The 26730-nt window shown below is 55.0% G+C and carries 26 protein-coding genes and 1 tRNA gene; 10 read left to right on the top strand and 17 right to left on the bottom strand.

The features are described 5' to 3' along the window. Positions 1-3: 3 nt before the first annotated feature. From rplI to rpsF, 4 genes are read right to left on the bottom strand one after another with little or no spacing between them, the layout of a single operon-like run. The gene (rplI, locus tag HMPREF9098_RS01140; RefSeq protein ID WP_003781142.1) at positions 4-459 is read right to left on the bottom strand and encodes a 50S ribosomal protein L9; all 456 of its coding nucleotides are present in this window, start codon (positions 457-459) and stop codon (positions 4-6) included. Positions 460-475: 16 nt separating this feature from the next. Further along, complete coding sequence (rpsR, locus tag HMPREF9098_RS01135) at positions 476-706, bottom strand: 30S ribosomal protein S18 (RefSeq protein ID WP_002641495.1); 231 nt, start codon at positions 704-706, stop codon at positions 476-478. A gap of 5 nt (positions 707-711) precedes the next feature. Then, positions 712-1008 (bottom strand): primosomal replication protein N, encoded by a 297-nt coding sequence (priB, locus tag HMPREF9098_RS01130; protein WP_040564146.1) that lies wholly within the window; start codon positions 1006-1008, stop codon positions 712-714. Positions 1009-1011: 3 nt separating this feature from the next. Beyond that, positions 1012-1386, bottom strand: a complete 375-nt coding sequence (rpsF, locus tag HMPREF9098_RS01125; protein ID WP_040564145.1) for a 30S ribosomal protein S6 — start codon at positions 1384-1386, stop codon at positions 1012-1014. 207 nt (positions 1387-1593) lie between these two features. Here rpsF and trxB point away from each other — a divergent pair, with 207 nt between their 5' ends. Then, on the top strand, positions 1594-2544 hold the full coding sequence (gene trxB / locus HMPREF9098_RS01120) for a thioredoxin-disulfide reductase (protein ID WP_003781139.1): 951 nt from the start codon (positions 1594-1596) through the stop codon (positions 2542-2544). 310 nt (positions 2545-2854) lie between these two features. Here trxB and HMPREF9098_RS01115 read toward each other — a convergent pair whose 3' ends face one another. The 3 genes from HMPREF9098_RS01115 to HMPREF9098_RS01105 all read right to left on the bottom strand — a co-directional run bounded on the left by HMPREF9098_RS01115 (position 2855) and on the right by HMPREF9098_RS01105 (position 6614). Then, entirely contained in the window at positions 2855-3274 is a 420-nt protein-coding gene (locus HMPREF9098_RS01115) for a YqaA family protein (RefSeq protein WP_003781137.1), read from the bottom strand. 26 nt (positions 3275-3300) lie between these two features. Beyond that, complete coding sequence (locus tag HMPREF9098_RS01110) at positions 3301-5286, bottom strand: DNA topoisomerase IV subunit B (protein WP_003781135.1); 1986 nt, start codon at positions 5284-5286, stop codon at positions 3301-3303. 107 nt (positions 5287-5393) lie between these two features. Beyond that, entirely contained in the window at positions 5394-6614 is a 1221-nt protein-coding gene (locus HMPREF9098_RS01105) for an aspartate kinase (protein WP_040564144.1), read from the bottom strand. Between the two features lie 162 nt (positions 6615-6776). On the opposite strand from HMPREF9098_RS01105, the gene HMPREF9098_RS01100 reads away from it, so the two are divergent. Continuing rightward, positions 6777-6852 (top strand) — tRNA-Ile (locus tag HMPREF9098_RS01100). Between the two features lie 330 nt (positions 6853-7182). Here the strand turns inward: HMPREF9098_RS01100 and HMPREF9098_RS11275 are convergent. From HMPREF9098_RS11275 to HMPREF9098_RS01065, 7 genes are all read right to left on the bottom strand, one after another. Continuing rightward, positions 7183-7557, bottom strand: a complete 375-nt coding sequence (locus HMPREF9098_RS11275; RefSeq protein ID WP_081457143.1) for a hypothetical protein — start codon at positions 7555-7557, stop codon at positions 7183-7185. A 47-nt stretch (positions 7558-7604) separates the two neighbouring features. Then, on the bottom strand, positions 7605-7784 hold the full coding sequence (locus HMPREF9098_RS11600) for a hypothetical protein (RefSeq protein ID WP_147285363.1): 180 nt from the start codon (positions 7782-7784) through the stop codon (positions 7605-7607). A gap of 86 nt (positions 7785-7870) precedes the next feature. Then, positions 7871-8317, bottom strand: coding sequence for a hypothetical protein (locus HMPREF9098_RS01085; protein WP_003781127.1), 447 nt, complete (start codon positions 8315-8317; stop codon positions 7871-7873). A gap of 3 nt (positions 8318-8320) precedes the next feature. Continuing rightward, on the bottom strand, positions 8321-8728 hold the full coding sequence (locus tag HMPREF9098_RS01080; protein WP_147285364.1) for a hypothetical protein: 408 nt from the start codon (positions 8726-8728) through the stop codon (positions 8321-8323). Positions 8729-8914: 186 nt separating this feature from the next. Further along, a complete protein-coding gene (locus tag HMPREF9098_RS01075) occupies positions 8915-9151 on the bottom strand; it encodes a DUF1653 domain-containing protein (protein WP_003781121.1) in 237 nt (78 codons plus the stop codon). 74 nt (positions 9152-9225) lie between these two features. Then, complete coding sequence (locus tag HMPREF9098_RS01070) at positions 9226-9558, bottom strand: hypothetical protein (RefSeq protein ID WP_003781119.1); 333 nt, start codon at positions 9556-9558, stop codon at positions 9226-9228. A gap of 130 nt (positions 9559-9688) precedes the next feature. Then, positions 9689-13531 carry a DUF3683 domain-containing protein gene (locus HMPREF9098_RS01065; RefSeq protein WP_003781115.1) on the bottom strand — a complete coding sequence of 1281 codons (3843 nt, stop codon included), beginning with the start codon at positions 13529-13531 and terminating at the stop codon, positions 9689-9691. 389 nt (positions 13532-13920) lie between these two features. On the opposite strand from HMPREF9098_RS01065, the gene HMPREF9098_RS01060 reads away from it, so the two are divergent. Further along, positions 13921-14847, top strand: a complete 927-nt coding sequence (locus HMPREF9098_RS01060) for an ABC transporter ATP-binding protein (RefSeq protein WP_040564142.1) — start codon at positions 13921-13923, stop codon at positions 14845-14847. Next, positions 14844-16037, top strand: a complete 1194-nt coding sequence (locus HMPREF9098_RS01055; RefSeq protein WP_003781109.1) for a hypothetical protein — start codon at positions 14844-14846, stop codon at positions 16035-16037. The genes HMPREF9098_RS01060 and HMPREF9098_RS01055 overlap by 4 nt, the downstream gene beginning before the upstream one ends. A gap of 240 nt (positions 16038-16277) precedes the next feature. Here the strand turns inward: HMPREF9098_RS01055 and HMPREF9098_RS01050 are convergent, their stop codons facing one another. Next, positions 16278-16754, bottom strand: a complete 477-nt coding sequence (locus tag HMPREF9098_RS01050; RefSeq protein WP_040564141.1) for an FxsA family protein — start codon at positions 16752-16754, stop codon at positions 16278-16280. Between the two features lie 146 nt (positions 16755-16900). Here HMPREF9098_RS01050 and era point away from each other — a divergent pair, with 146 nt between their 5' ends. The 6 genes from era to HMPREF9098_RS01020 all read left to right on the top strand — a co-directional run bounded on the left by era (position 16901) and on the right by HMPREF9098_RS01020 (position 22392). Further along, a complete protein-coding gene (gene era, locus HMPREF9098_RS01045) occupies positions 16901-17827 on the top strand; it encodes a GTPase Era (RefSeq protein ID WP_003781106.1) in 927 nt (308 codons plus the stop codon). A 2-nt stretch (positions 17828-17829) separates the two neighbouring features. After that, positions 17830-18147, top strand: a complete 318-nt coding sequence (locus HMPREF9098_RS01040) for a DUF4298 domain-containing protein (protein WP_003781105.1) — start codon at positions 17830-17832, stop codon at positions 18145-18147. Between the two features lie 74 nt (positions 18148-18221). Further along, entirely contained in the window at positions 18222-18821 is a 600-nt protein-coding gene (gene mnmM, locus HMPREF9098_RS01035; RefSeq protein ID WP_050781210.1) for a tRNA 5-(aminomethyl)-2-thiouridylate-methyltransferase MnmM, read from the top strand. A 133-nt stretch (positions 18822-18954) separates the two neighbouring features. Then, the gene (locus HMPREF9098_RS01030) at positions 18955-20160 is read left to right on the top strand and encodes an NAD(P)/FAD-dependent oxidoreductase (protein WP_003781103.1); all 1206 of its coding nucleotides are present in this window, start codon (positions 18955-18957) and stop codon (positions 20158-20160) included. Between the two features lie 36 nt (positions 20161-20196). Then, positions 20197-20574, top strand: a complete 378-nt coding sequence (locus HMPREF9098_RS01025) for a SirB2 family protein (RefSeq protein WP_003781102.1) — start codon at positions 20197-20199, stop codon at positions 20572-20574. A gap of 150 nt (positions 20575-20724) precedes the next feature. Beyond that, positions 20725-22392 (top strand): electron transfer flavoprotein-ubiquinone oxidoreductase, encoded by a 1668-nt coding sequence (locus tag HMPREF9098_RS01020; RefSeq protein WP_040564140.1) that lies wholly within the window; start codon positions 20725-20727, stop codon positions 22390-22392. A gap of 92 nt (positions 22393-22484) precedes the next feature. Here the strand turns inward: HMPREF9098_RS01020 and HMPREF9098_RS01015 are convergent, their stop codons facing one another. Continuing rightward, positions 22485-24230: an ABC transporter ATP-binding protein/permease gene (locus HMPREF9098_RS01015; RefSeq protein WP_003781100.1), complete on the bottom strand. Its 1746-nt coding sequence runs from the start codon at positions 24228-24230 to the stop codon at positions 22485-22487. Between the two features lie 235 nt (positions 24231-24465). Beyond that, the gene (locus HMPREF9098_RS01010) at positions 24466-26715 is read right to left on the bottom strand and encodes a TonB-dependent siderophore receptor (protein ID WP_040564139.1); all 2250 of its coding nucleotides are present in this window, start codon (positions 26713-26715) and stop codon (positions 24466-24468) included. Positions 26716-26730 lie beyond the last annotated feature (15 nt).

Below are 26730 nucleotides of genomic sequence, written 5' to 3'. Positions count from 1 at the left end.
TCATTATTGTGCCGCTGCAGCAGCAACGACAACAGTAATTGTAGCAACCGCATCAGCATGCAATGCCACTTCAACTGTGTATTCGCCAACTGCTTTGAACGGACCTTCCGGCAAGCGCACATTAGCTTTTACCACTTCGATACCGTTCGCTTTAATGGCATCTGCGATATCAGCATTGGTAACAGAACCGAACAAACGGCCGTCCACACCTGCTTTTTGCGAAATTGTGATGGTTTGACCGTCCAATTTGGCTTGGCGTGCTTGCGCATCTGCCAATACTGCGGCCTGTTTCGCTTCCAATTCTGCGCGACGCTCTTCAAACTCTTTCAAGTTAGCTTCAGTTGCGCGTTTTGCTTTCGCAGTAGGAATCAGAAAATTGCGTGCGTAACCGTTTTTCACAGTAACCACATCGCCCAAGTTGCCCAAACCAGCAACACGTTCCAACAAGATAATTTGCATAATGTTGTACTCCTAATTATTTGTGTTGGTCAGTATAAGGCAGCAATGCCAAAAAGCGCGCACGTTTCACGGCAACAGCCAGTTGGCGTTGGTAATGCGCTTTGGTGCCTGTAATGCGAGCGGGGATGATTTTGCCGTTTTCAGTGATGAAATCTTTCAGCAAATCGACTTGTTTGTAATCCACTTCTTGGATTTTCTCTGCCGTGAAGCGGCAGAATTTACGGCGTTTAAATGTTTGACGAGCCATGTCGTTTAACCTTTATATTCTGTAATATGTTGAATGTGCAGCATTGGGGAAAACTGTCGCATGCTTTTTTGTGTTAAAAACCCGCGAACTGTAACGGTTTCACCCGCTTTTTGCTGCCATGCTTGAGCATTTTGACCAATAATTTTGGCAGGCAATTCAAATTTTACCTGATGCCAAATTCCGTTTTCCTGCTGTCGGCTGCTGTGTTGCAACACAACGTCCAATATGGGTACGCCTGACGGACTGTATCGGACAGTGCCAACTTTATGCAAAACGGCGGTCAATACAAATTGGTTTTCCAATGATTATGCTTCGGCACTATCTTCGTTTGCGGTTTCACCTGCGATCAGGCTTTTGGATTTTTCCTCGCGCATCATTGGTGATGCTTCGGTAACCGCTGCTTTCATCTGAATGGTCAGGTGGCGCAGAATCGCATCATTAAAGCGGAAGCCTGTTTCCAATTCTTCAACGGTTGCAGGTGTTGCTTCAATGTTCATCAGCACATAGTGCGCTTTGTGGATTTTGTTGATTGGGTAAGCCAACTGGCGGCGGCCCCAGTCTTCCAAACGGTGGATTTTGCCACCGGCTTCGGTAATCATGGTTTTGTAGCGCTCCACCATTGCGTTCACTTGCTCGCTTTGGTCAGGATGCACGATAAACACGATTTCGTAATGACGCATGTTATCTCCCTTACGGTTGGTTAAAAACAGCCATCCGCCATGCGGTGCGGACAGCAAGGTTGCAAAACGCGTCATTCTAACCAATCTTCGCTTGAAAAGCAAGCGTTTTTCTGCGCTGTCAAAAGCAGCCTGCACTTTTGCATTTTACGCTGCACGGCAAAGTCGGTACAATTTGTGTTCGATTTTCGCATTTAACAAGGATATTTTATGGCACAGCACCATTCTCTGATTATTTTGGGCTCCGGGCCTGCCGGTTATTCCGCGGCGGTTTATGCGGCACGGGCGAATCTGCGCCCCGTCATCATTACCGGCATGGCGCAAGGCGGCCAGCTGATGACCACCACCGAAGTGGACAATTACCCTGCTTTCGCCGACGGCGTTCAGGGCCCTGAATTGATGGAACATTTCCTGAAACACGCCGAACGTTTCGGCACGGAAATCGTGTTCGACCAAATCCACACGGCCGATTTGCAGAACCGCCCGTTCACGCTCAAAGGCGACATGGGTGAATACACTTGCGATGCACTGATTGTCGCCACGGGCGCGTCGGCCAAATATTTGGGGCTGCCCAGCGAAGAGCAATTTGCGGGGCGCGGCGTGTCGGCATGCGCGACTTGCGACGGCTTTTTCTATAAGGGACAGGATGTGGCCGTGGTGGGCGGCGGCAATACGGCGGTGGAAGAAGCGCTGTATCTGGCCAATATCGCCAAAACGGTTACGCTGATTCACCGCCGCGACACGTTCCGCGCGGAAAAAATCATGGTGGAAAAACTGATGAAGCGTGTGGAAGAAGGCAAAATCGTGCTGAAAACCAACGCGCAAGTCGATGAAATTCTGGGCAACGACGCGGGTGTCACGGGCGTGCGCCTGCGCGCGAATGACGGCCAGTTGTCGGAAATTGCGGTGAGCGGCGTGTTTATCGCCATCGGCCACCAACCGAATACGGCGCTGTTCAAAGGCCAGCTGGATATGGACAGCACGGGCTACTTGATGACGCGCGGCGGCAACGACGGCAATGTCGGCGCCACCAATATTGAAGGCGTGTGGGCGGCCGGCGACGTGAAAGACCATGTGTACCGCCAAGCAATTACCAGCGCGGCCAGCGGCTGCCAAGCGGCTTTGGACGCGGAACGCTGGCTGGATAGTTTGGAACGGTAACGACAAAATGAGTGCAGGCTGCTTTTGGACGATGAAAAAGCAGCCTGCATTTTTATAGCGAATTAAAATCGCAATGCCACGGCGTTGGCTCGCCTTGTACCATTTTTATTTTAATCCGCTATATTTGTAACGTGCAGGCTGCTTTTTTGATGGGCTGAAACCAGTGCTGCGGGCAAGCATCGGCAGCGTGGGTATGGCGGCGCAACGCCATGCACCCGTTCAGTATGGCCCTATTTTGATGCTGGCTGCAAACAGGTGCAGGCTGCTTTTTCAGTTCCAAAAGCAGCCTGCACTTTATGGGCGCAACACATCAACCCGCCGCAGCCAGCGTTATCCACATCAGCGCCAGATAGCGTAAAAATTTTCCCAGAATCAGAAAGCACAGGCTTTGCCGCCAATTCAGACGCAGCCAGCCGGCGGCAAACGGCAGCGCGTCGCCCAGCAGCGGCAGCCACGACAGCAGCAATACGGGCGCGCCCCAACGCCGGCAATATTGCACGGTTTTTTCGGAGAAGCGGTGGCGGATTTTTTCGGGCAGCAGCCTGCCGAGCCCATACGAGAGCATGCCGCCCAAACTGTTGCCCAGCGTTGCCACTGCCAGCGCCTGCCATGCCAACGCGGGATTGCGCCACAGCACGGCCACCAAAACCGCATCGGAAGTGCCGGGCAGCAGCGTGGCGGACGTGAAGGCGGAAACGAAGAGCGCGGATAAGGATACGGTGTCGCCCATTTCAACCGCCGTTGCGCCGTATCGGCCTAAACATCCAAATCTGCCTTGTCGCCTTCCGCTTCCATCCACGCGCGGCGGGCGGCGGCTTCGCCTTTGCCCATCAGTTTCAGGAACACGTTTTCGGTGTCGCCCGCCATGTGTTCGGGAATGCGCACTTGAAGCAGCCTGCGCGTGTCGGGATACAGCGTGGTGTCTTTGAGCTGGTCGGGGTTCATTTCGCCCAAGCCTTTGAAGCGGCTGATGGAATACGCCGTTTCACGCACGTTTTCCTGTTTCAGGCGTTCGAGGATGGCGTTGAGTTCGGCTTCGTCCAGCGCGTAAAACTTGCGGGCGGGCTTGGATTTGCCCTGCGCGTTCACATCGACGCGGAACAGCGGCGGCTGGGCGACATAAATATGCCCGTTGGCGACGAGTTTGGGGAAATGGCGGTAAAACAGCGTGAGCAGCAGCACTTGGATGTGCGAGCCGTCCACGTCCGCATCCGACAGAATGGCGATTTTGCCGTAGCGCAGGCCGCCCAAATCCACATCGTCGTTTGCGCCGTGCGGGTCTACGCCGATAGCGACGGAAATATCGTGGATTTCGGCATTGCCGAAAAGCTGGTCGCGGTGCACTTCAAAGCTATTGAGCACTTTGCCGCGCAGGGGCAGGATGGCCTGGTAACTCTTGTCGCGCGCCAGTTTGGCCGAGCCGCCCGCGCTGTCGCCTTCCACCAAGAACAGTTCGTTTTCGCGGATGTCTTCGCTTTCGCAGTCGGTCAGTTTGCCGGGCAGCACCGCCACTCCGCTGCCTTTTTTCTTCTCGATTTTTTTTACGGAACGCATCCGCGCCTGCGCCTGCTTAATCGCCAAATCCGCAATTTTTTTGCCAATTTCGGTATTTTGGTTGAGCCACAGTTCCAAAGGGTCGCTGCACACGGCGGACACGAGTTTGAGCGCGTCGCGGTTGGTGAGCTTGTCTTTGGTCTGCCCTTGGAACTGCGGGTCGAGCACGCGGGCGGAGAGCACGAAGGCGGCGCGGGAGAACACGTCGTCGCTGTTGATTTTCACGCCGCGCGGCAACAGGTTGTGGTGGGCGATGAAGTTGTTCACTGCATTAAATGCAGCCTGCTTCAAGCCCGCTTCGTGCGTGCCGCCCAAGGGCGTGGGAATCAGATTGACATAGCTTTCATTGGCGCAGCTGCCCTCTTCCAGCCAAGTGAGCGCAAACGCTGCGCCTTCGCCCGCGCGGAAATCATCGTGGCTGCCGGAAATATAGTTTTCGGCGGCGAACACGGGCACGGCTTCCTGCGCGTTTTCCAGCAAATCCGCCAGATAGCTTTGCAGGCCTTGCGGATAATGCCAGGTTTGGGTAACGGGATGTGCAGGCTGCCCTTTGACATGGCGCGTGAGCGACACGGTAACGCCTTGCAGCAGCACGGCTTTGGCGCGCAGCAGGCGTTCCAGTTCGGGAATGCTGTAGGTGGGGCTTTCAAAATATTTCGGGTTCGGATAAACGCGCACTTCTGTGCCGGTGTCGCGCACGGCGCATTTGCCGATTTGCGCCAGCGGCTCGACCACATAACCATCCGCAAACACGATGCGGGAAACCTGCCCGTCGCGCTTCACGGTTACTTCCAGCCGAGAAGAGAGCGCGTTGGTCACAGACACGCCCACGCCGTGTAGGCCGCCCGAAAAGGCATACGCGCCACCGCCCGATTTTTTGTCGAACTTACCGCCGGCATGAAGCTGCGTAAACACGAGTTCCACCACGGGAATCTGCTCCACGGGGTGCAGGCCGGTGGGAATGCCGCGCCCGTTGTCGCGCACGGAAAGCGAGCCGTCCGCATGGATTTCCACGTCAATCCGCGTGGCGAAACCGCCCAATGCCTCGTCTGCCGCGTTGTCGATGACTTCCTGGCAGATATGGGTGGGGCTGTCGGTTCGGGTGTACATGCCCGGCCGTTCTTTGACCGGGTCTAGGCCTTTAAGGACTTGGATGCTGGATTCTGAATAAGCTGCGGCTGGCTTCATGGCTAAAACATTATCAAAAAGAAGGCAGATTGTAACAAAAAAGCAGTGCAGGCTGCTTTTTGCGTACGGAAAGCAGCCTGCACTCGTATTGGCGGTGCAACAAGGGTTTATTTGTCCAAACCGAATTCTTTATGCAACACGCGCGTTGCCAATTCCATGTATTTTTCGTCAATCAACACGGATACTTTGATTTCGGAAGTGGAAATCATCTGAATATTGATGTTTTCCGCCGCCAATGCGCGGAACATTTTCGATGCCACGCCTACGTGCGAACGCATGCCCAAGCCTACGATGGAAACTTTGCACACCGAATCGTCGCCGCTCACTTCGGTCGCGCCCAAGCTGTCTTTCAGGCTGTTCAGCAGTTCCAAAGTCGGCTTGCAGTCGCCGCGCGGCACGGTGAATGAAAAGTCGGTCGTGCCCGCGCTGCCCACGTTTTGGATAATCATATCCACATCAACGTTCGCATCGGCCACCGCACCCAAAATTTGGAACGCAATGCCCGGTTTGTCCGGCACGCCGCGCACATTGATACGCGCTTGGTTTTTGTCGAATGCAATTCCTGAAACAACCGCTTTTTCCATATTTCCATCTTCCTCAAAAGTAATCAAAGTTCCATCGCCGCCCTCTTGCAGGCTGCTTAAGACGCGCAAACGCACTTTATATTTGCCGGCAAATTCCACCGAACGGATTTGCAGCACCTTGCTGCCCAAGCTCGCCAATTCCAGCATTTCTTCAAAAGTGATGCTGTTCATGCGTTTGGCTTCCGGCACGACGCGCGGGTCGGTCGTGTACACGCCGTCCACATCGGTATAAATCTGGCATTCGTCCGCTTTCAGAGCCGCCGCCAGCGCAACCGCCGACGTATCGGAACCGCCGCGTCCCAAAGTGGAAATGTCGCCGTTGGCGGTAACGCCTTGGAAACCGGCCACAATCACCACTTTGCCCGCTTTCAAATCGGCCATCATTTTATCGTTGTCGATTTCTTCAATCCGCGCTTTGGTGTGCGCCGTGTCGGTTTTCACCGCCACCTGCCAGCCGGTGTAGCTTTTGGCATCCACGCCGATATTTTTCAGTGCCATTGCCAAAAGGCCGATGGTCACCTGCTCGCCCGTTGCCAGCACCACGTCCAATTCGCGCGGGTCTGGGAATTCCTGCATTTCGTGTGCCAATGCCACCAAGCGGTTGGTCTCGCCGCTCATTGCCGACACCACGACAACCACGTCGTGCCCTTCTGCGCGTGCTTTGGCCACGCGGTTGGCCACATTTTTAATACGCTCTGCTGAACCGACCGAAGTACCGCCGTATTTTTGTACAATCAACGCCATGATGATTTCCTGTGTTAGTGTAAGACCGTTGAACAATAAAACGCGCGGATTATAGCACATCCGCCGCTGGCGCGTGGGCAACTTAATGCGCCCTTTGCCGTGCCGATTGGCAGGCGTTTGACGAATGCTGCGTTCTTATCTATAATCCACAGTCTTTTGTTGGGGTTGGTAGCTCAGGGGTTAGAGCAGGGGACTCATAATCCCTTGGTCGTGGGTTCGAAACCCACCCGACCCACCAGATTTTCTCCGTCTAAATAAACGTTTAGACGGTTTTCTTTTATGTATTTCCTATCTTCTCTTTTAACTGCGTCCAATTTGTGTCCAAAATATTCGCATGTTCCAATGAATGCTTGGACGACAGATGGGCATACCGCGCCACGGGCTTGACGCTTTCCCAACCACCCACTTTTCTTCCAACACAATCAGCGAGATAAATCCCAATACCCGCCAGCTTACCTATCGATACAACCAAAAGCAGCCTGCACTTTCGTTTTGATTCATGTGCAGGCTGCTTTTGTCACCGACATCTACCTTTTACAAATCCATAGACGAGCCAATAGCAAACGCATTACCAATAATCCTGTTCCGCCAGCAAAAGCCAATCATCAAAATGATTGATAACCATATGAAAAGGCAAGTTATCCAAGTCTATTACGATTACCTTTGGATTGCCTACCCTGCTATCGCCATCAAAATAAGCTTTCCAAGCGCCATTTTGAGCAAAGGGGATTAAATTACGGTTCGGAATTTGTGAATGACGCAATTCATAAGACAACATGGCACCTTCCGTACCATAATCTACAAACCACCAAGGAAACATATATTCTTCATCATATTGAATGCTACGGGTAGATTGCGCCAATTTTAAATAACGTTCGGGATATATAAACCCAGTCGGCAGCATTTCACTTGGATAAGGATGAAAAGCACTCTGTTTGATCATTATTGAATTGCCTCCACATCATCAATAAATACGGTCATTAGAGCATCCTACACACTTCCTTGTCCACTTTCCGCAAATTTTTCCCACTTGCTTTTCTTGATATTAAATTCAAAATCCGCCTGATTAAACACCTGTTCCAGCCTATCATGAAAAGTATCCGTTTGCTCTTTTCCCATTTCATCCAAATAAAGTAAGTAAAACCCGCTGCTTCCACCGATATACTCCACAATCCTTAACACTTTCCGCTATTGTTATTGCAGCCTGCACTTTCATTTTGATTTATGTGCAGGCTGCTTTTGCTTCGCTTGTTTGGTCAATATTTTGGCAGTTCCGGCAAAGGCAGGGTAGAAAACTGTGCCATACCTTGTTCAAAATCGGTATCCAGCTTTGCCACATCTTTGACTTCGCCGGCTTTAACTGCTTTGTCCCGTAACAAGGCAAAGCAGTCCCGAACGCCTTGTGCGACATATTCGCGCAGTTCGGTTTCGGTTTTTTCAGGCCATTTTTTTTCGGAAATGACCAAATCTATGGTGTAAACGGGGCGATTACGTGCTTTTTTCAAAAATTCCGGCCCCTCTCCACCATCAAAATCAATCTCTCCCCCTGCTACTCTAAACATAATAGAAAATTCATGCAGGGTTTTAAAATGGATGCATGGTTTATTTTTATCACTATTAAAAATTTTATTTAATAAAGTATGATATTGTTCAAACCGTTTATCGGTTTTAAAACCGCATTGCATACCAAATTCAATAAACATAGGTTATTTTCCTTTCTTGCCATTGGTACTGCTTCCATCAGATTGATTGGTCAATGGGATTTCTCGCCAGCGGATGGTTTGGCAGCGAAACCAGTAGTTCACGTTTTCATGCCCGTTTTCAATATGATAGCGTCCATTTTCATTGCTGTACCAATAAAAACCGTCATCGCGTTTTTCAAATAAGACATCATAAATTTCCAATGTATATTTCAAATCAAAAATCATCGAAAATCTGTCCAGCATACCCAATTCCATTTCAAACGCAGGAAATTCTGCCATTTGGCTGTGAAAAGTAATGTACATATAAGGTTCTGTTGCCAAGTACATAGCCCCGCTTTCTTCTACAAAGTTTCCACTTTTATAGTTCAATTCCACAATGCAGGAATCATGAAATCCGGCGGTTTCTTTCATAAAGTTATCAATATCGTTTTGTGAATTTAACTCATACCACATAAATTATCCTATTTTGCGATTGAATATCTTTCCCTTAAATTCCGCATTGGGTTTCGCCAAATCGATACACCCCGAACCATATACATAAACATTCAAAAGCAGCCTGCACACGGGAAAATCCAAGTGCAGGCTGCTTTTTTGCGCTTAAAATGCTTTTTCCAGACAAAAGCGCGGGCGGCTGCACTCTTCCGTTGCCACGTTTTCGGCAAACATGGCCAGCGGCCGCACCCATAGCCCGAATTCGCCGTATAACGCGCGGTACACGACCATTTTCTGCTCGGTTTCCGAATGGGTGGCGATGTCCAGCACTTCGTACAGATTGCCTTTGTAATGGCGGTAAATGCCGCGCACGATGGTTGGATTGTCGGTATTGTGTGTCATAACGCTCCTTTATGGGTGGAAGAAAGCAGCCTGCACCCTGCCAACGGTTGATATGCAGGCTGCTTTTCTGAAATTTAACGAAACAAGGATAGGAAAACCCACCATGCCAAAATCACGGCCGCCATCAGCACGACAGGGTAAGCCAACAGCCAGGCAATCAGCAACACCGCCGATTTGCCCCGCGGTTTGGGTGCCTGCATCAGGTAACACACCGCTGCCACCGCCTGCCATAGCCATGTCAGCAACACGGTCGGGATTAAGACGAATACCGACAAGAAATCGGCACCGAATTCATCGGGCGCCACGAAAGGGACGAAATTTTTGCCTTCATAATAGGCCAGCACGGCAATAATACTTAACTGAATCAGCACGGGCGGCAGGATTTGTCGGATAAAAAACCGTTTCATTGCATTCTCTCTTCAATACTCTGTTTCCCGCACGCCGATTCGGTCGGGCAATGCTGCGTCCTTCCGTGCAAACGTGTTGCAGGCTGCCTGAAAACTGCTCCCACGCCTTCAAAAGCAGCCTGCACTTGCTTCACAGCAGCACTTTCTCAATGCCGCCGTTTTTCGCTTTGCCCACGAATTCGTCCAGCCAGTTTTCGCCCAAAATACGCTTGGCCATCTCAATCACGATATAGTCTGCCGGAAGGTTGTTGTCTTCGGCATAACGGCTCAAGCCTTGCAAGCACGCGGGGCAGGAAGTGAGCATTTTCACGGGTTCGCCCTGCGGCAGCTGCGCCAAGTTTTTCTCGATTTCTTCCTGCTTGCGGAATTTCACCTGCGTGGCAATGTCGGGGCGTTTGACGGCAAACATACCGCTTTCGCCGCAACAGCGGTCGCTCAACGGCACGTTTTGGCCGATGAGTTCGCTGGCCAATTTGGCACCGTCCATGGTTTTGATGGGCGTGTGGCACGGGTTGTGATACAGATACTGCTGCCCCTGAACGCCTTGCAATTTAATGTTTTTTTCCAGCAGATATTCGTGAATATCGATAATGCGGCAGCCGGGGAATATGTCTTCAAAACGGTATTCCGCCAGCGCGTCGTAACACGTTCCGCAAGACACGACCACGGTTTTAATATCTAGATAATTCAAAGTATTGGCCATGCGGTGGAACAGCACGCGGTTTTCAGTCACCATGCTGTCGGCTTTGGGCTGGTCGCCGTGGGCCGATTGCGGGTAGCCGCAGCAAAGGTAGCCTGGGGGCAGCACGGTCTGCACGCCTGCGTGGTACAGCATCGCCTGTGTGGCCAGCCCCACTTGCGAAAACAGTTTTTCCGAGCCGCAGCCGGGGAAGTAGAACACGGCTTCCGCATCTTCGGGCAATGCGGGATTACGGATGATGGGCACGGTGCTGCCGTCGCCGTCCAAGCCCAGCAGCGAACGCGCGGTTTTCAGCGGCACATTGCGCGGCAGGGGGCGGTTGATGAAATGGATCACCTGCTCTTTGATGGCCGGTTTTTGCGTGGTGGCCTTGGGCGCGCGCTTCTGCCTGCCTGCGCCGATATGGAACTGCCTGCCCAAATCATAGGCAATGGTTTGCGCTTTAAAGCCTGCGGTTACCACGCCTGCCCTCAGGGTTTTGACCAGCGTGGGATTTTTGGCGTTCAAAAATGCCATGCCGGCGGACACCATCGGGTTGAAGCGTTTGTGTCCCGTTTCGCGCAGGAAATTGTTGATGTCCACGCTCACATCGCCGAAATCGATATTCACGGGGCACGGCTTCACGCAGCGGTGGCACACGGTGCAGTGTTCGGCAATGCTGCCCAATTCGTCAAAATGTTTCAGCGATACGCCGCGCCGCGTTTGTTCTTCGTATAAAAACGCTTCGGCCAGCAGCCCCACGCCCAGAATCTTGTTACGCGGCGAATACAGCAGGTTGGCGCGCGGAACGTGGGTGCTGCACACGGGTTTGCATTTGCCGCAGCGCAGGCAGTCTTTCACGGCTTCGGTAATTTTGCCCAAGTGCGACTGCTCCATAATCAGGCTTTCGAAGCCGAGCAGCTCGAAAGACGGCGTGTAGGCATGGCGCAAATCGGCACCGCGCATGAGTTTGTGGCGGTTGAAACGGCTTTGCGGGTCGATTTTGGCTTTGTAGTCCCAAAACGGCTGCATTTCTTCATCGGTCAGAAACTCCAATTTGGTGATGCCGATGCCGTGTTCACCCGAAATCACGCCGTTCAGGCTGCGGGCAATCCGCATAATCCGCGCCACGGCCTGATGCGCGGTTTGCAGCATTTCGTAATCGTCCGAATTCACGGGGATGTTGGTGTGAACGTTGCCGTCGCCCGCGTGCATGTGCAGCGCGACGAATACGCGGCCGCGCACGGTTTGGGCGTGGATTTTGCCCAAGCCCGCCATGATTTTGGTGTCCGCCTTACCGGAAAAAATCTCCGCCAGCGGCTGCATCACGTCCTGCTTCACGGACACGCGCAGCCTGAAATCGCGGAAGGCAATGAAGCAGCTCTGCTGCGGGTCGGCTTCGGGGGCGGCATGGGCGGTTTTGCCGTATCGTGTTTGGTATTCGGTCAGCGGCGCGTCCAAATTGTTCAGCAGCCATTCCCAGCGCTCCTGCACGGCGGCAACATGGGCGAGCGCGTGTTTGGCGCGCTCCCCCAAAAGCTCGGCGGCAGGCAGGTCGGTGTCCATTTTGTCCACCGGCAGGCTGCCTGAAAGATAGTCCGCCAGTGCGGTACAGAGTTTGAGTTTGTTTTGAATCGACAGCTCAATATTGATGCGCTCAATGCCGTCCGAATATTCGCCCAAGCGTTCCAGCGGAATCACCACGTCTTCATTGATTTTGAAGGCGTTGGTGTGCTTGGCGATGGCGGCGGTGCGGGCGCGGTCGAGCCAAAAGGTTTTGCGCTGTTCGGGCGATGCGGCAATAAAGCCTTCGCCGTCGCGGGCGCGCGCCAGTTCGCAGATGTGCTCCGAAGCAGCCTGCACCTGTGCTTCGTCGTCCGACACCACGTCGGCAATCAGCACCATTTTCGGGCGGCCTTTGCCGGCGGCCTTGGTGGCATAGCCCACGGCGCGGACGTACCGCCAGTCCAAATGCTCCAAGCCGGCCAGTTTCACCGATGCATGCGACTGCATGAAATCGCGGATTTCCACGATGGATGGCGTGGCGTTGGCCACCGTGCCGAAAAATTCCAGGCACACGGTGCGCGTGTATTTGGGCATTTTGTGTAGCACGAACGCGGCACTGGTGATGATGCCGTCCGTGCCTTCTTTCTGCACGCCGGGCAGGCCACTCAAGAATTTGTCGGTAACGTCCTTGCCCAATCCGACTTTGCGGAATTTGCAGCCTGCAATTTCCAGCGTTTCGGTTTTCAGCACCGTTTCGCCGTCGTCGTGCAGCGTGTGGACATGGAACACGGCGGTTTCTTCGTCGTGGATTTTGCCGAAATTGTGGCGCACGCGCTCCACCTTAATCCATTCGCCCTGCGGATTGACCATTTTCCACCACGCCAGATTGTCCAGCGTCGTGCCCCACAGCACGGCTTTTTTGCCGCCCGCGTTCATCGCCACGTTGCCGCCAATGCAGGATGCGTCCGCCGAAGTGGGGTCCACGGCAAACACCAGCCCCGCCGCGTGTGCCGCTTCTTCCACCCGCCGCGTTACCACGCCCGCACCGCACACGATGACGGGGTGTTCGCCGTCCAGCCCCGCCAGCGAAGCAGCCTGCACGCCGCCGTGCCGGTCCAGTTTTTCCGTGTTGATGACGGCACTCATCGCATCCAACGGCACCGCGCCGCCCGTGTAGCCCGTGCCGCCGCCACGCGGGATAATCGTCAAATCCAGCTCGATTAAGGCGCGCACCAGCGGCGCGATTTCGGCTTCCGTGTCGGGATTCACCACCACGAACGGATATTCCACGCGCCAGTCGGTGGCATCGGTCACGTGGGTAACGCGCGCCAGCCCGTCAAACATAATGTTGTGTTTTTGGGTGATTTTCGAGAGCCGTGCCAAGATTTGGCTGCGTTTGAGCTTGGTGGCCGCAAAGCTGTCTTCAAAACGGTTCACCGCGCTTTCGGCAGCCTGCACCAGCCGCAGCACGTCGGCGTTTTCGTCGCGGCGTTTGTTGATTTCGTTCAGGCGGTGGCGCATGGCCTCCACCAGCGCGGCGCGGCGCTTGCCGTGTTCCAGCAAATCGTCCGTCAGATACGGGTTGCGCACCACTGCCCAAATGTCGCCCAACACTTCAAACAGCATCCGCGCCGAACGCCCCGTTTTGCGCTGCGCGCGCAGGGTTTCCAGCGTTTCCCAAGCCGCCCCGCCCAAAAGGCGGATGACGATTTCGCGGTCGGAATAGGAAGTGTAGTTGTATGGGATTTCGCGCAGGCGTTGGGTGGGCGTGTGGGTGGTGGCGGTCATGGGCGTTCCTGTGTTTTGCGTTGGTTTTATATTGGGCGCAATCCGCACGGCAGGCGGCCGGCCTTTGAGTAATATGGCGTTTATTTTAGGGTATTTTCGCTGTTCCTGCCGTGAAAATTTTAACGGTTAAAGTTGAATTATCTGCAAACAAAGCAGCCTGCACCGATAAACACGTGCAGGCTGCTTTGCCGGTTTCGGATAACGGCGGGCGATTCTAACCACTGCCCTGTTCAAAAGCAGCCTGCACTTTCAATTCTGTATAAAGGTGCAGGCTGCTTTTGCCATCAGCCGCCGATTTGTGTCAACCACCTGCAACACCTGCACGCCTGCGCTTTCTCTGCCGTGCCGAATCCTTTACAATGCCCCTGCCCCACTACACGGAGAACGGCATGATTCAAGTACATCAGCTTAATTTTTATTACGGCAGGCAGCACGTCCTGCACGACATCGACCTTCATCTGACGCGCGGCAGCATTACCGGCCTGATTGGCCCGAACGGCGTGGGCAAATCCACGCTGATGCGCTGTTTGGCGGGATTGGAAGTGCCTTCGGACGGCGAGATTCTGCTCAACGGCCGCCCGATTTTGGAAGACCCGCGCGCCAGCTTCGCGCAACTGGGCTACCTGCCCGACATCTTCGGCCTGTCCGACGATTTGACCGTGATTCAGTATATGACCTATGCCGCCAAAGCGCGCGGCGTGCCTGATAACGAACTGGAAAGCGCGGTAGTGGACACCGTGCAGCTTTTGGGATTGGAGCACAAGCTATACGACCACATCAAATCACTTTCGCGCGGGCAGAAACAGCGTGTCGGCATCGGGCAGGTGATTATTCACCGCCCTCAATTCCTGCTGCTGGACGAACCGGCCAGCGGGCTCGACCCTGAAGCGCGGTACGAATTGTCGCAACTGCTGCTGCGCCTGAAATCGGAAGGCATGACGATTCTGGTGTCCAGCCACATTCTGTCGGAGCTGGACGAATATTGTACGCACATGCTGGTGATGCAGCGCGGCAGGATTAAGGCGCATCAGGCAATCCACACGGAAAACCAAAACGAACAAACGCTGAAAATCCATTTGTTGCAGCCGCCGCAAGACGCGTTGGCACGGTTGCGGTCGCTGCCGAATGTGCAGGCTGCCTCGCAGCAAGGCGACGTGTTCACCGTTACCCTGCCCCACTCCGATGAAATGCGCGCCGCCTTGTTGTCCGATATTGTGCGTGCAGGCCTGACATTGAGCTCGGTATCCGTGGTGCGCACCACATTGCTGGAAAATTACCAAAACAGTTTGAACATCCATCGGGAGAATGCCCAATGAAATCGTCCGTCCGAATTCCGAAAATCTTTGTGAATGCCGAATTCCAACGCCTGTTGTGGCTGAACCTGAACTGGGGTCTGATCGCCAGCGTCATCCTGGTCTTCGGCCTGTTTATCTTAATGAAAACCGGCACCGCCATGAGAATCGACAGTATTCATCTGGCGGAATATCTGGCTATCTTAGGTGTCTCCGGTTTATCATTTTCGGTTCTTGCCTGCCTGATTTTAATCAGCCGCAGCCTGAAACGGGATATTTCGTCCAATATGTTCGACCAGTTGCGTATGTCGTCCCTGTCGCCTTGGCAAATGGCCTATTCGCGCCTGATTGCCGCCCCCGTGCTGGGCTGGGTGGTGTTTGCCTGCTCGTGGCTGTGCCTGATTGCCGCTTACATGATCGCCTTGCCCAAAAACGATATAACCATGATGACGTTTGCCATGCTGCCTTTGTCCGTCTGGACGCTGCTGTGCCTGTTTCTAACCAACAGCCTGCAATTCAAACGCGGCTTGCAGCAATGGTCGGGCAACGGCACCCAAATCGTCCTGCTGATCATCAATGCCGCGATTATGCAGCCGCATTTGCTGGGCGCACTCAGTGATATTCGGGAGAAATTCGATTCTGCCGATTTCACAAACAGCTTTGTCAATTTCATGATGACGCCATCATCTGTCGTGGAAGCGGCATTTTCCAGCATTTGGCCGGCGATTCTGATGAGCATTGCCGTGAATGCCGCCATGGCGCAACGCTTGCATTTACGCCCGTCCAAACACATTTTCCTGCTGTGCAGCCTGCTGCTCCCCTTCACCTATGCCAGCCAGATGCTTGCCATGCCGTGGCCGCTCACCTGCCTGCAACTGGCCTTTTCCTACGCGTCCACCGCCGCGTTGTCCATCCTCTGCCAAGACAATCGCCCGTCCACCTTCCAAACCGGCCTGCAAGCCCTGTCGCAAGGCGATTTCCGCCGCGCGTTCAACCATCTGCCGTCATGGATATTTTTGCTGCCGTTGGCCTTGGTGTTCAGCAGCCTGATCAGCACAATCCTCGCCATAACGCTGTTGGTGAACCTGCTGGTTTTGTGGTGCGTGGTGACCGTTTGCTGCAGCAAGCAGCTCCGCTTCAACAGCATTACCATTGCCCTGTGCGCCAATGCCCTGCTGCATATACTGTATTACATTGCATTTTTTATGCGGTAAACGGGCGGGCAAACCGCAAAAAAGCAGCCTGCACCTTCATTTTACGGGTGCAGGCTGCTTTTTATGAACCGCCCAACCAGCCAACCATCAAACGCATGATTCGCGCATACACAACAGCACACATGAAATGCCGCATGCAAACCCAGCCCGCCGCCGATTCGTTTCCCCATTCGACACACAAAAAAGCAGCCTGCACCTCTTTTTTCAAAGTGCAGGCTGCTTTTTATTGGTCGCCCGACATCACGGTTTGTCCTGCGGCGGATTCAGCAAATCCTGATGCTGATGGCGCTTGCCGCCGTCCGAGCGCACCACAAATTCCCCTTCAATCACATCATCGTCCCGCGCGGCTTGGCGCTGCGTGAAAAACGGCGACGCGCCCTGCGGCTCCTGCGCCTTGCCACCCTTCAACGGCAGCAACAAAAGCAACGCCAACACGCTGGACAAAAACCCCGGAATCATCAGCAAGCCGCCCGCCACCGGAATCCGCACCGGCCAAAGCATTTGGTACAACGACATGCGCCCGTGCCCGCGCAGCAGCGCACCTGCCAGCATCACCTTCGACACGCCGGCATTGCGGCCGATTAAATACGAGCCCAAAATAAAACTCAGCACCATCAACGCAAAAGTCAGCATGCCGCCAATCCACTTGACCATCAGCACAATCGACAAAACCTCCAGCACCGCGCCCGCCAGCAAAAAAATCCCAATCAACTGCATTTTCCCATCCTTGATAACACATTCCTCTGATTTTTCGAAAATAAGGCTGAATACGCCCAAAAACAAGCACCGTCCGCAGAAGGCAAGCGTAAAAAACCGTAAACCAGTATAATCGCATTATCAAACAACCGGAAAGAACGCGCCATATGAACGTAGCAGAATTTTTGGCCAACGAACAGCAGGCTGCAGACGGATACCGCTGCGGCTTCATTGCCATTGTCGGCCGGCCGAACGTGGGCAAATCCACGCTGATGAACCATTTGATCGGGCAGAAAATCAGCATTACCAGCAAAAAGGCGCAGACCACGCGGCACAAAGTCACCGGCATTTACACGGACGACACGGCGCAGTTTGTGTTTGTGGACACGCCCGGCTTTCAAACCGACCACCGCAACGCGCTCAATGACCGCCTGAACCTGAATGTGACCGAAGCGATGAGCGGCGTGGACGCAGTGGCGTTCGTAGTGGAAGCCATGCGTTTTACCGAAGCCGACCGCACGGTGTTGAAGCAGCTGCCGAACAAAATCCCCGTGGTGCTGGTGGTCAATAAAATCGACAAAGACAAAGCAAAAGACAAACACGCCCTGAATGCGTTTATTGACCAAGTGCGCCAAGAATTTGATTTTGCGGCGGCGGAAGTGGTGAGCGCGAAGCACGGCCTGCGGATTGCCAACCTTCTGGAAACCTTAAAGCCCTTTCTGCCCGAAAGCGTGCCCATGTATCCCGAAGACATGGTAACCGACAAATCCAGCCGCTTCCTGGCGATGGAAATCGTGCGCGAAAAACTGTTCCGCTATTTGGGCGAAGAGCTGCCGTATGCAATGAACGTGGAAGTGGAACAGTTCAAAGAAGAAAACGGCATGTTCCATATTTACATTGCCGTGCTGGTGGACAAAGAAAACCAGAAGCCGATTGTGATTGGGCGCGGCGGCGAGAAACTGAAAAAAATCTCCACCGAAGCGCGGCTGGACATGGAAAAACTCTTTGACTGCAAAGTGTTTTTGAAAGTGTGGGTGAAAGTGAAGTCCGGCTGGGCGGACGACGTGCGCTTTTTGAACGAGCTGGGGTTGTAATCATGGGCCATCTGCAACAGCGTGTAAATGCCGCGCAAGAAACATACGACGAATGGTGCGCGCTGCTGCCCGAATTGGAGGCCGATTTGGCACGCTTCGAGCAGGCGGCAATGCTGGTCGGCAAACTGACGGCGTTCGCGCAAAACGAGTTTTTGGAACTGCACGATGCCATTGAAAACGGCGCGCCTGTCGATTTGACCACCGGCGGCAATTTGAGCGTGATGAACCAAGACGCGGTTTGGGACGCATACACCGATTTCCGCCGCGTGCTGCTGGCGCGTTTGAAACAATCCGTGGCGGCTTTGGAAGCGGCAGGATAACGTGCATGCTGCTTTTGGCAGGAGGCGTTGATGACGGAAACGTATATTTTGAAACAACAAGAGGCAGGTTGAACATGCTGGCAGATATCATCCCCTTCGCCCACAGCCTGTTGCGTGTGCACATCCGCGAAGGCGACTGCGTGATGGACGGCACGGCGGGCAACGGGCACGATACCCTGTTGCTGGCGCAATGCGTGGGCGAAACCGGCCGCGTGTTTGCCTTCGACATTCAAGCCGCTGCCATTGAAGCCACCCGTGCGCGTTTGGCGGAACACGGCCTGCTGCCGCGCGTTACCCTGATTCAGGACGGACACCAGCACGCCGCCCAATACATCCGCCAACCCTTGCGCGCCGCCGTGTTCAACTTCGGCTACCTACCGCACGGCGACAAAAACATCACCACCCTGCCCGAAACCAGCGTGGCGGCGGTGCAGGCTGCTTTGAATTTGTTGGACAAGGACGGTTTGCTGATAGCAGTGGTGTATCACGGGCACGAAGCCGGCAAGGCAGAAAAAGCCGCGCTGCTGGATTATTTTGCCGCGCTGCCGGCACGCCGGTTCAGTGTGTTGCGTTACGGACACGTCAACCGTTTGAACGCCGCACCGTTCGTCGTGGCAGTAGAAAAAAAATTTGCCTTACAGACAATGGAGATAGACGGAAAATCTAACGAATAAGCACCTAAAACCCGCGCAGATATTTGTTTCGCGTAAATTTCTTTATGCTTTTTCATGATATAGTATAGTCTCGTAAATTTTAGTTATTTTCTTTTTGTTTCTACACCCATATCCATCTATTCAAAAGGCAACTATGAGCGATTTCTTTGATGTTGTTATTGTGGGCGCAGGCCCTTCAGGAACCGTGGCGGCAGCACTTTTATTGCAGCAGGGTTTCAGCGTCTGCATTATCGAAAAACAGCATTTTCCCCGTTATGTTATCGGCGAGAGCCTGCTGCCTTTTGCAATGGATATCCTGTCGGAAGCCGATTTGCTCACGCCCGTGGCCATGGCAGGCTTCCAGCCCAAAAACGGCGTTGTCTTTACCTATGGCGAACGCCAAACGCATTTCGATTTCCGCTACCAATACAAACACCGCAGCAGCGTTGCCTTGCAGGTGGACCGCGCCCAATTCGACCAAATCCTTGCAGAAGAAGTGATTAAAAAAGGGGCGGATATCCGTTTCGGGCAATCGGTGTTGGATTTCAACCCCAACGAAATGCCTGTATCGCTGACCATTCAGCGCGAAGACAAATCCGAATACCGGCTGAATGCGCGTTTCGTGCTGGATGCCAGCGGTTATTTCCGCCTGCTGCCGCGCCTGCTGGGCTGGGAAATCGAAACGGGGCTGACGCATCGCAACGTGTATTGCACCCATATCAACGACAATATCACCGACCCGTTATACGACCGCTATAAATCCACCACCGCCATCCACCCCGAATTCCCCGATATCTGGGCATGGCTGATTCCGTTTGCCAACGGTCGCGCTTCGGTGGGCGTGGTGGGCGAATCGCATTATTTCCAAGACGACCGCGCCGCCTCCAAAGTCATGAAGAAATTTGTGATGGAAATTCCGTTTTTCGCACGCATCCTGCAAAACGCGCAGTGGGAAAATGATGCCCCGTTCCTGTTCTTCTCTCGCTACGATTCGGGTGTAAAGCAAATGTATGGCGATAATTTCGCCCTGCTCGGCAATGCTGCCGGTTTTTTGGACCCCGTTTTCTCTTCGGGCGTGACCACCGCCATTTATTCGTCCAAACTCGCCTGCCAAGCCGTTACCCGCCAGTTGCGCGGCGAAAAAGTGGATTGGCAGAAAGATTATGCCGAAGCGCATGCATACGGGGTCAATACGCTGCGCAACTGCATCGACAGCTGGTATGACGGCTCGTTCCAAGAGCTGGTGTTCAGCAACAAACCCTCGCCCGAACTGCGCGAAGCCCTGTGCTCCGTTTTTGCGGGCTATGCCTGGGATACCGAAAATCCATTTATCCGTGACGTTCACGCCGGTTTGATTTAAACTACCGCCCCGTCCGAAACCTTCTTGGAGACCACTTTGGAAAGCATGTATCTCGGCATCAAGCATAGCCATCTATTTTTTATCACAATGACCTTTATCCTGTTCAACCTGCGTTTTTGGCTGCGCACGATGAAGCCTGAAAAGCCGCTGCCTTCCGCATTGCGTTTTGTGCCGCACATCAACGACACCCTGCTGCTATTTTCCGGCATGATGCTAATGCAAATCGGGCATTGGCAGCCGTTCGGGGCAAGCAAATGGCTGGGGGTGAAGCTGGGCTTGGTGCTGGTGTATATTATATTGGGCGTGATTTGCCTGCGCAGCCGCCCGCGCTCGGTGCAATGGTTCGCGCTGTATGCCGTGAGCCTTGCCTGTATCGCCTGCATTGCCTACCTGGCCTACTTCAAACCGCTTTAAGCGGGCGACACGGCTGGCGGAAAATGCTAAAATCGCATTTCTCATCTGCCGTATGAACATTATTCAAACCAATCATTTATAACCGTGCAGGCTGCTTTGGGACACTTTCAAAGCAGCCTGCACTCCAATAAAACAAAGCAAAAGGACATCATGAACACCACCGAATTTGAACGCGACAGCATGGCGTTTGACGTAGTGATTGTGGGCGCGGGCATTGCCGGATTGTCGGCCGCCATCCGCCTGAAACAACTGGCCGCGCAGCAGCAGCGCGAAATCAGCGTTTGCGTTTTGGAAAAAGGCAGCGAAGTGGGCGCGCACATTTTATCGGGCGCCGTCATCGACCCGCGCGCGCTCAACGAACTCTTGCCCGACTGGAAAGCATTGGGCGCGCCGCTGACGCGCAGCGTGACCGAAGACCGCATCCTGTTCCTGACCGGGCAGAAATCCTACCGCATGCCGATTGTGCCGCCCAGCTTCCACAACGAAGGCAACTACATCATCAGCCTGGGCCTGCTCTGCAAATGGCTGGCGGAACAGGCGGAAAATTTGGGCGTGGAAATTTATGCAGGCTTTGCCGCCAGCGAAATCCTGTATCACCCCGACGGCAGCGTGAAAGGCGTGGCCACCGGCAATATGGGCGTGGGCAAAGACGGCGAACCGACGGACGCTTTCCAGCCCGGCATGGAGCTTTGGGCGCAGCAGACCATTTTTGCCGAAGGCGCGCGCGGCTCATTGACCAAGCAGGTGATTGAACGGTTCCATCTGGACAAGGCCGCACAGCCACAAACCTACGGCTTGGGCATCAAGGAAATCTGGGAAGTGCCGCCCGAACAATGCCAGCCCGGACTGGTGATTCACACCGTGGGCTATCCGCTGGACAGCAAAACCTACGGCGGCTCTTTTGTTTACCATCTGGACGACAACCAAATCGCCCTGGGTTTGGTGGTGGGGCTGGATTACCAAAATCCTTACCTGTCGCCGTTTGAAGAATTCCAACGCTTGAAGCTGCACCCTGCCATCCGCCCCATGCTGGAAGGCGGCCGCCGCATTGCTTACGGTGCGCGCGCATTGGTGGAAGGTGGCTTGCAATGCCTGCCGAAATTGGCGTTTGCCGGCGGCGTGCTGGTGGGCGACTGCGCGGGCTTTTTGAACGTGGCGCGCATCAAAGGCAGCCACACCGCCATGAAATCCGCCATGCTGGCAGCGGAAGCCGTGTTCCCCCTGCTGGAAAGCGACACCGAAAAGCAGCCTGCACACGGCAAAACGGCGGCGCGTTATCAAGGCCTGTTCGAGCAAAGCTGGCTGTATCAAGAATTACACGCCATCCGCAACATCCGCCCCGCGTTCAAATGGGGGCTGATTCCTGCCATGATGTATACCGGCTTGGAGCAATACGTGTTCAAAGGGCGGATGCCTTGGACGATTGCCCACCACGGCACGGACGCAGGCAGCCTGCATCCCGCCAAAGAATATACGCCCATCGAGTATCCGAAACCCGACGGCAAAATCACGTTCGACCGTTTGAGCAGCGTGTTTCTGGCGGGCGTATCGCACGAAGAAAACCAGCCTGCACACCTGCAACTGCGCGACCCTGCGCTGGCGATTGACCTGAATTACGCGCAATACGCCAGCCCCGAAACGCGCTACTGCCCTGCCGGCGTGTATGAAATCGTGCAGCAAAGCGGCGGAAAGCCCCGCCTGCAAATCAACGCGGCCAACTGCCTGCACTGCAAAACCTGCGACATTAAAGACCCGGCGCAAAACATCACATGGACCTGCCCCGAAGGTGGCGGCGGGCCGAATTACAGCGCCATGTAACCCGTCCGCGCCATTCAAAAGCAGCCTGCACTTCCATTTCGGGGTGCAGGCTGCTTTTGGTTTTTTGTCGGCAATAAAGATGTGCCGCTGTTTCAATCTTCCTGCGGCACCGCCTCATCCAGCGGCAGGCGGCGCGTGAACAGGGCTTTGACGGCGGCCTGGTGGCTGACGGCGATGCACAGGGTATCTGGCAGCTCGCGGCGCAGCAGGGACATCAGGGCGGCGGCGGTTTCGTCGTCCAGCTGGTTGGTGGCCTCGTCCAAAAACAGCACGTCGGGGCGGGCCAACAGGGCGCGGGCGATGCTGAGCCGCTGCTGTTCGCCGCCCGAAAGCAGGCTTGCCCATTCGCATTTGCCGTCCAAGCCGCCTGCGGGCAGGGGTAGTCCGACCTGTTCCAACACGGCGGCGAGTTGGGCATCGTCAGGCTGCGGCGGATTGGGATAGCACAGGCTTTCGCGCAGGCTAGCATACGGCAGGTAGGGGCGTTGCGGCAGGAACAGGCTGCGGCGCGCGTTGAGGATATAGCGCCCCTGGTAATACGGCCAAAGCCCTGCAAACACGCGCATGAGGGTGGATTTGCCGATGCCGCTGCGCCCGTCAAACAGCAGCCATTCGCTGCCTTGGGCTTGGAAATCGAGGTTTTGCAGCAGGATGCGCCCCTGCGCGGTGGCGACGCTGATGCCTTCGGCGCGGATAAGGTTGCCGGCGGGTGCAGGCTGCTTTTGTGCGGCTTCGGGCTCTTCTAGGCTGCCTGAAAACGCGGTTTCTTCAGGTGCAGGCTGCTTTGTGCGTTCCGTTTCGTCCAAAGTTTCATCTAGGGCAGCCTGAAAGCCGGACAGGCGTTCCACGGTGGCGGCCCACTCCATCAGGCGGCGGTACACATCGGTAAACCAGCCGAAGCTGTCCTGCACGCGGGCAAACGAGGTGCGGGTCTGCATCATGTCGCCGAACGTGAGCGTGTGCGCCAGATACATGGGCAGCGTGGCGACGATGGGGATGAAGATGCTGATGCGGACATACACCGCCCACAAGGTTTCCTGCTTGAATTCGCGCGAAATCAGCCGCCGCCAGTTATCGCTAATGCGGGAAAAACGGGTGCGCAGCCTGCGGCTTTCGGCGTTCTCGCCACGGTAAAAGGCGATTTGTTCGGCGTGGTCGCGCACGCGCAGCAGGGTGGCGCGGTAATCCGCTTCGCGGTGCTGCCGCTCGATGTTCAGATTTTTGAGTTTGCGTCCGACTAAGTGGGCGGCCACGGTGGCCAGCGCGGAATAGCCCAGCGCCACCCACACCAGATAGCCGCGCACGGTGAACTGCTGCCCGAACAGGGTGAACTGCTGCACGCCCGACAGCCCCCACAGCACGCCGACAAACGCCGCGAGTTTGGTGATGTTGTTGATGAAATGGCGGAACAGGGAAAGGCTTTTGTCGGCCAGCAGATAGATGTCTTCGGCAATGCGCTGGTCGGGATTGTCGGGTTCGGCGGCCAGTTGCAGGCGGTAATGGCTGCCTTCTGCCAGCCAGCGCTGCTCGAATTGGGCGGTAAGGTGGCTGCGCCAGCGGAACATCAGCTTCTTTTGCAGCCAGTCGCCGCAGACGATGCAGCCGACCATCAGCGCCATATAGCCCAAATATTCGGCAATCAGCGCGGGCATGGCCGTGCCGTTGAACGCCGCCAGCGCGTCATAAAAACGTTTGTCCCACTCGGCAATCAGCACGCTGATGCGGATGATGGCAAAGGTGAAGCCGAGCACGGCGGCAAGGATGAGCCACTCGCGCCACTGGCTGCGGACGAACCAGAACGGGCGGGCGAGGCGGTAAAAGGATTTGAGGGTTTTCATGTGATTTTGACAAGATGGAGTTGGGATACGGCGGTATCCGCATCAAGGATGGCGCGGCGGGGGAATTTATAGTGGATTAAAATAAAAATGAGGCAAGGCGGCGAGCCACCGCCGTATCATTGCCATTTTCATCCACTATACCATTGTGCAGGCTGCCTGAACGGTGTGCCAAAGCAGCCTGCACATAAGGTTTTCCGTGTGCAGGCTGCTTTTTGCCCATCCGATAGGATAACGGCTATTTCATTTTCCATTGCAGCGTGAACAGCACGTTGCGCGGCTCGCCGTAGAAATGGCCCTTGTTGGTGCCGCGGTTTCCGTAGCCTTCGTAATAGCGTTTGTCGGTCAGGTTATTGACGAGCAGGCCGATTTTCAGGCGGTCGTTCGATTGGTAATGCAGCGAGGCGTTCCACACGGCATAACCACCCAAATACTGCTTTTGCCCGCCCACGGTAATCGGCGAAGATTTGCTCTGCACGGTAACTCCGCCGCCCAGCGTCCATTTGCGGCCGTCAAACGGCAGGCGGTAAGACGTATAGAGCCGCAGCATGTGCTTGGGCGTGTGCTGGCTGAAATCCATGCCGGCGCGGATGGCGGGATTGGCGCGGCGGTCGGCGGTGGCGGTGTATTTGCGGCGGTTATAGGTATAGCCCGCGCTGGCTTCCCAGTTGTCGTTCAGGCTACCCGACAATTCCAAATCGATTCCGCGGCTTTGCAGGCGCACGGGTTCGTACACGGCTTTTGCGCCGGACGAACGGCTGTTCCACGGCACAACGCTACCGTTGGGGTTGCGCGCCAGCCAAGTGTCCATCGGTTCGTTTTCCTTGTCGGTTTGGAACAGCACCACTTCGCTGTTGAGTTTGCCGCCGTTCCACGCGCCTTTCCAACCCAGTTCATAACTGCGCCCCTGTGTGGGTTTCAAGGCTTGGCCGTCTATGTCGTAGCGTTCGCCTGTATATTTGAAAATGCTGGTGTAGCTGGCATACAGCGACTGGGTCGGCGTCAAATCGAACGTGACCGCGCCATAAGGCACGGCGCGCCCTTTCCTTCTGACGCTGTGCGGCGTGCCCATCCACGACAGGTATTGATTTTCCTTCCAATAGGTGTAACCTACGCCGCCGAGCAGGTGCAGCCGGTCGGTGATGTTGAAGCGGGTGGCGGCGGTGGCGGTTTTTGTGGTAACGGTGGTTTGGCGGATTTCTTTAATCGTGCCGTTGTTCCAGTCGTCGGGGCGCGCCAGTTCGCTGCCGTTCCACAACAAAATATTGTATGTGCCGTTCAGCCTGCTGCCGCGCCACAAATTGTTGAAGCGTTCGCGGCTGTGGTTCAGCCCCACATAAAGCTCGTGTTTGCGCCCGAACAGCGGATATTTGCCTTCCAAATCGGCTTTGAACGTCCATTGGTGGTTGTAGCGGTCGCTGCGCCCCAGCCAGCCGTCCGACACGGTGCCCGCTGCGGAAACATTGCTGCGGAACGGCACATAGCCGTATTCGATGTGCGATTTGTTCTGTGTGTAAACAGCAGTGGCGGACAGCTTCCAATCGTCGTTGAAACGGTGTTCCAGCTCGGTAAATGCGCTGAATTTTCGGTAAGACGTTTTGTTCCAGTCCGCGCCCAAATAGCGGTTGCGCGGCAGGCGCAAATCCGAACCATCCGCGGCGGCAGGTAGTCCGAACAGTGCAGGCTGGTCTTTCGTGCGCTGGATATACGCGCCGGCGGTGATTTTAGTCTGCCCGTCTTCGCCGAAAGATTTGTCCACCACGCCATACAGCAGGCCGTTATAGCCCTTGTCATGCTGCCTGAAACCTTCGGTGCGTTCCAACACGGCCACGGCACGCCCGCGCACCTGATGTGCCGCGCTCAATATGCCCGATACGTCCGCCGAGCCGCGGATTCTGCCCCAGCGGTCCGCCAGCACGTCAAACGTGGTCTGCGGCGTACTGGTCGGCTTTTTCAGGATGGCATTGATGCTGCCGCCCGGTTCGCTCTGCCCCTTCATCAAACCGGTCGCACCGCGCACGATTTCAACGCGGTCATACAACGCCATGTCCATTAGCTGGCGCTGGTCGTGCGGATTGTTGCCGCACATGGTGCAGATGGTGGAATGTGCGCCGTTTTCACTAATCTGCGCAATATCGAACCCGCGCGATTGGTAACGCGTTTGATAGCCTTGGCGGTACACATTGATGCCCGTGGCCGTCTTCACCGCGTCTTCCAGCGAAGTCAGCCCCCTGTCGTCCATCGCCTTGCGCGTAACCACGCTCACCGACTGCGGCGTGTCCTTGGGCGCAAGTTTCATGCCCGCGGCGGACGACATTTCGTCCACCGTATAAGACTTGTCCGCCCGCAAACGCTTGGGCGCGGTTACGCTGACATTTGGCAATGACTGCGAATCACCGCCGTCGTCCGCCCATGCGCCCTGCGGCACGGCCGCCAAAATCAATACCATCGTGCACATTCGGAATGCAGGTTTTTTCATGTGGGGCATCATGTACTCCTTGAG

The organism is Kingella denitrificans ATCC 33394, assembly GCF_000190695.1.
In the GTDB taxonomy this organism is placed as follows: Bacteria; Pseudomonadota; Gammaproteobacteria; order Burkholderiales; family Neisseriaceae; genus Kingella_A; species Kingella_A denitrificans.
This window is presented reverse-complemented; position numbering and strand designations above follow the sequence as displayed.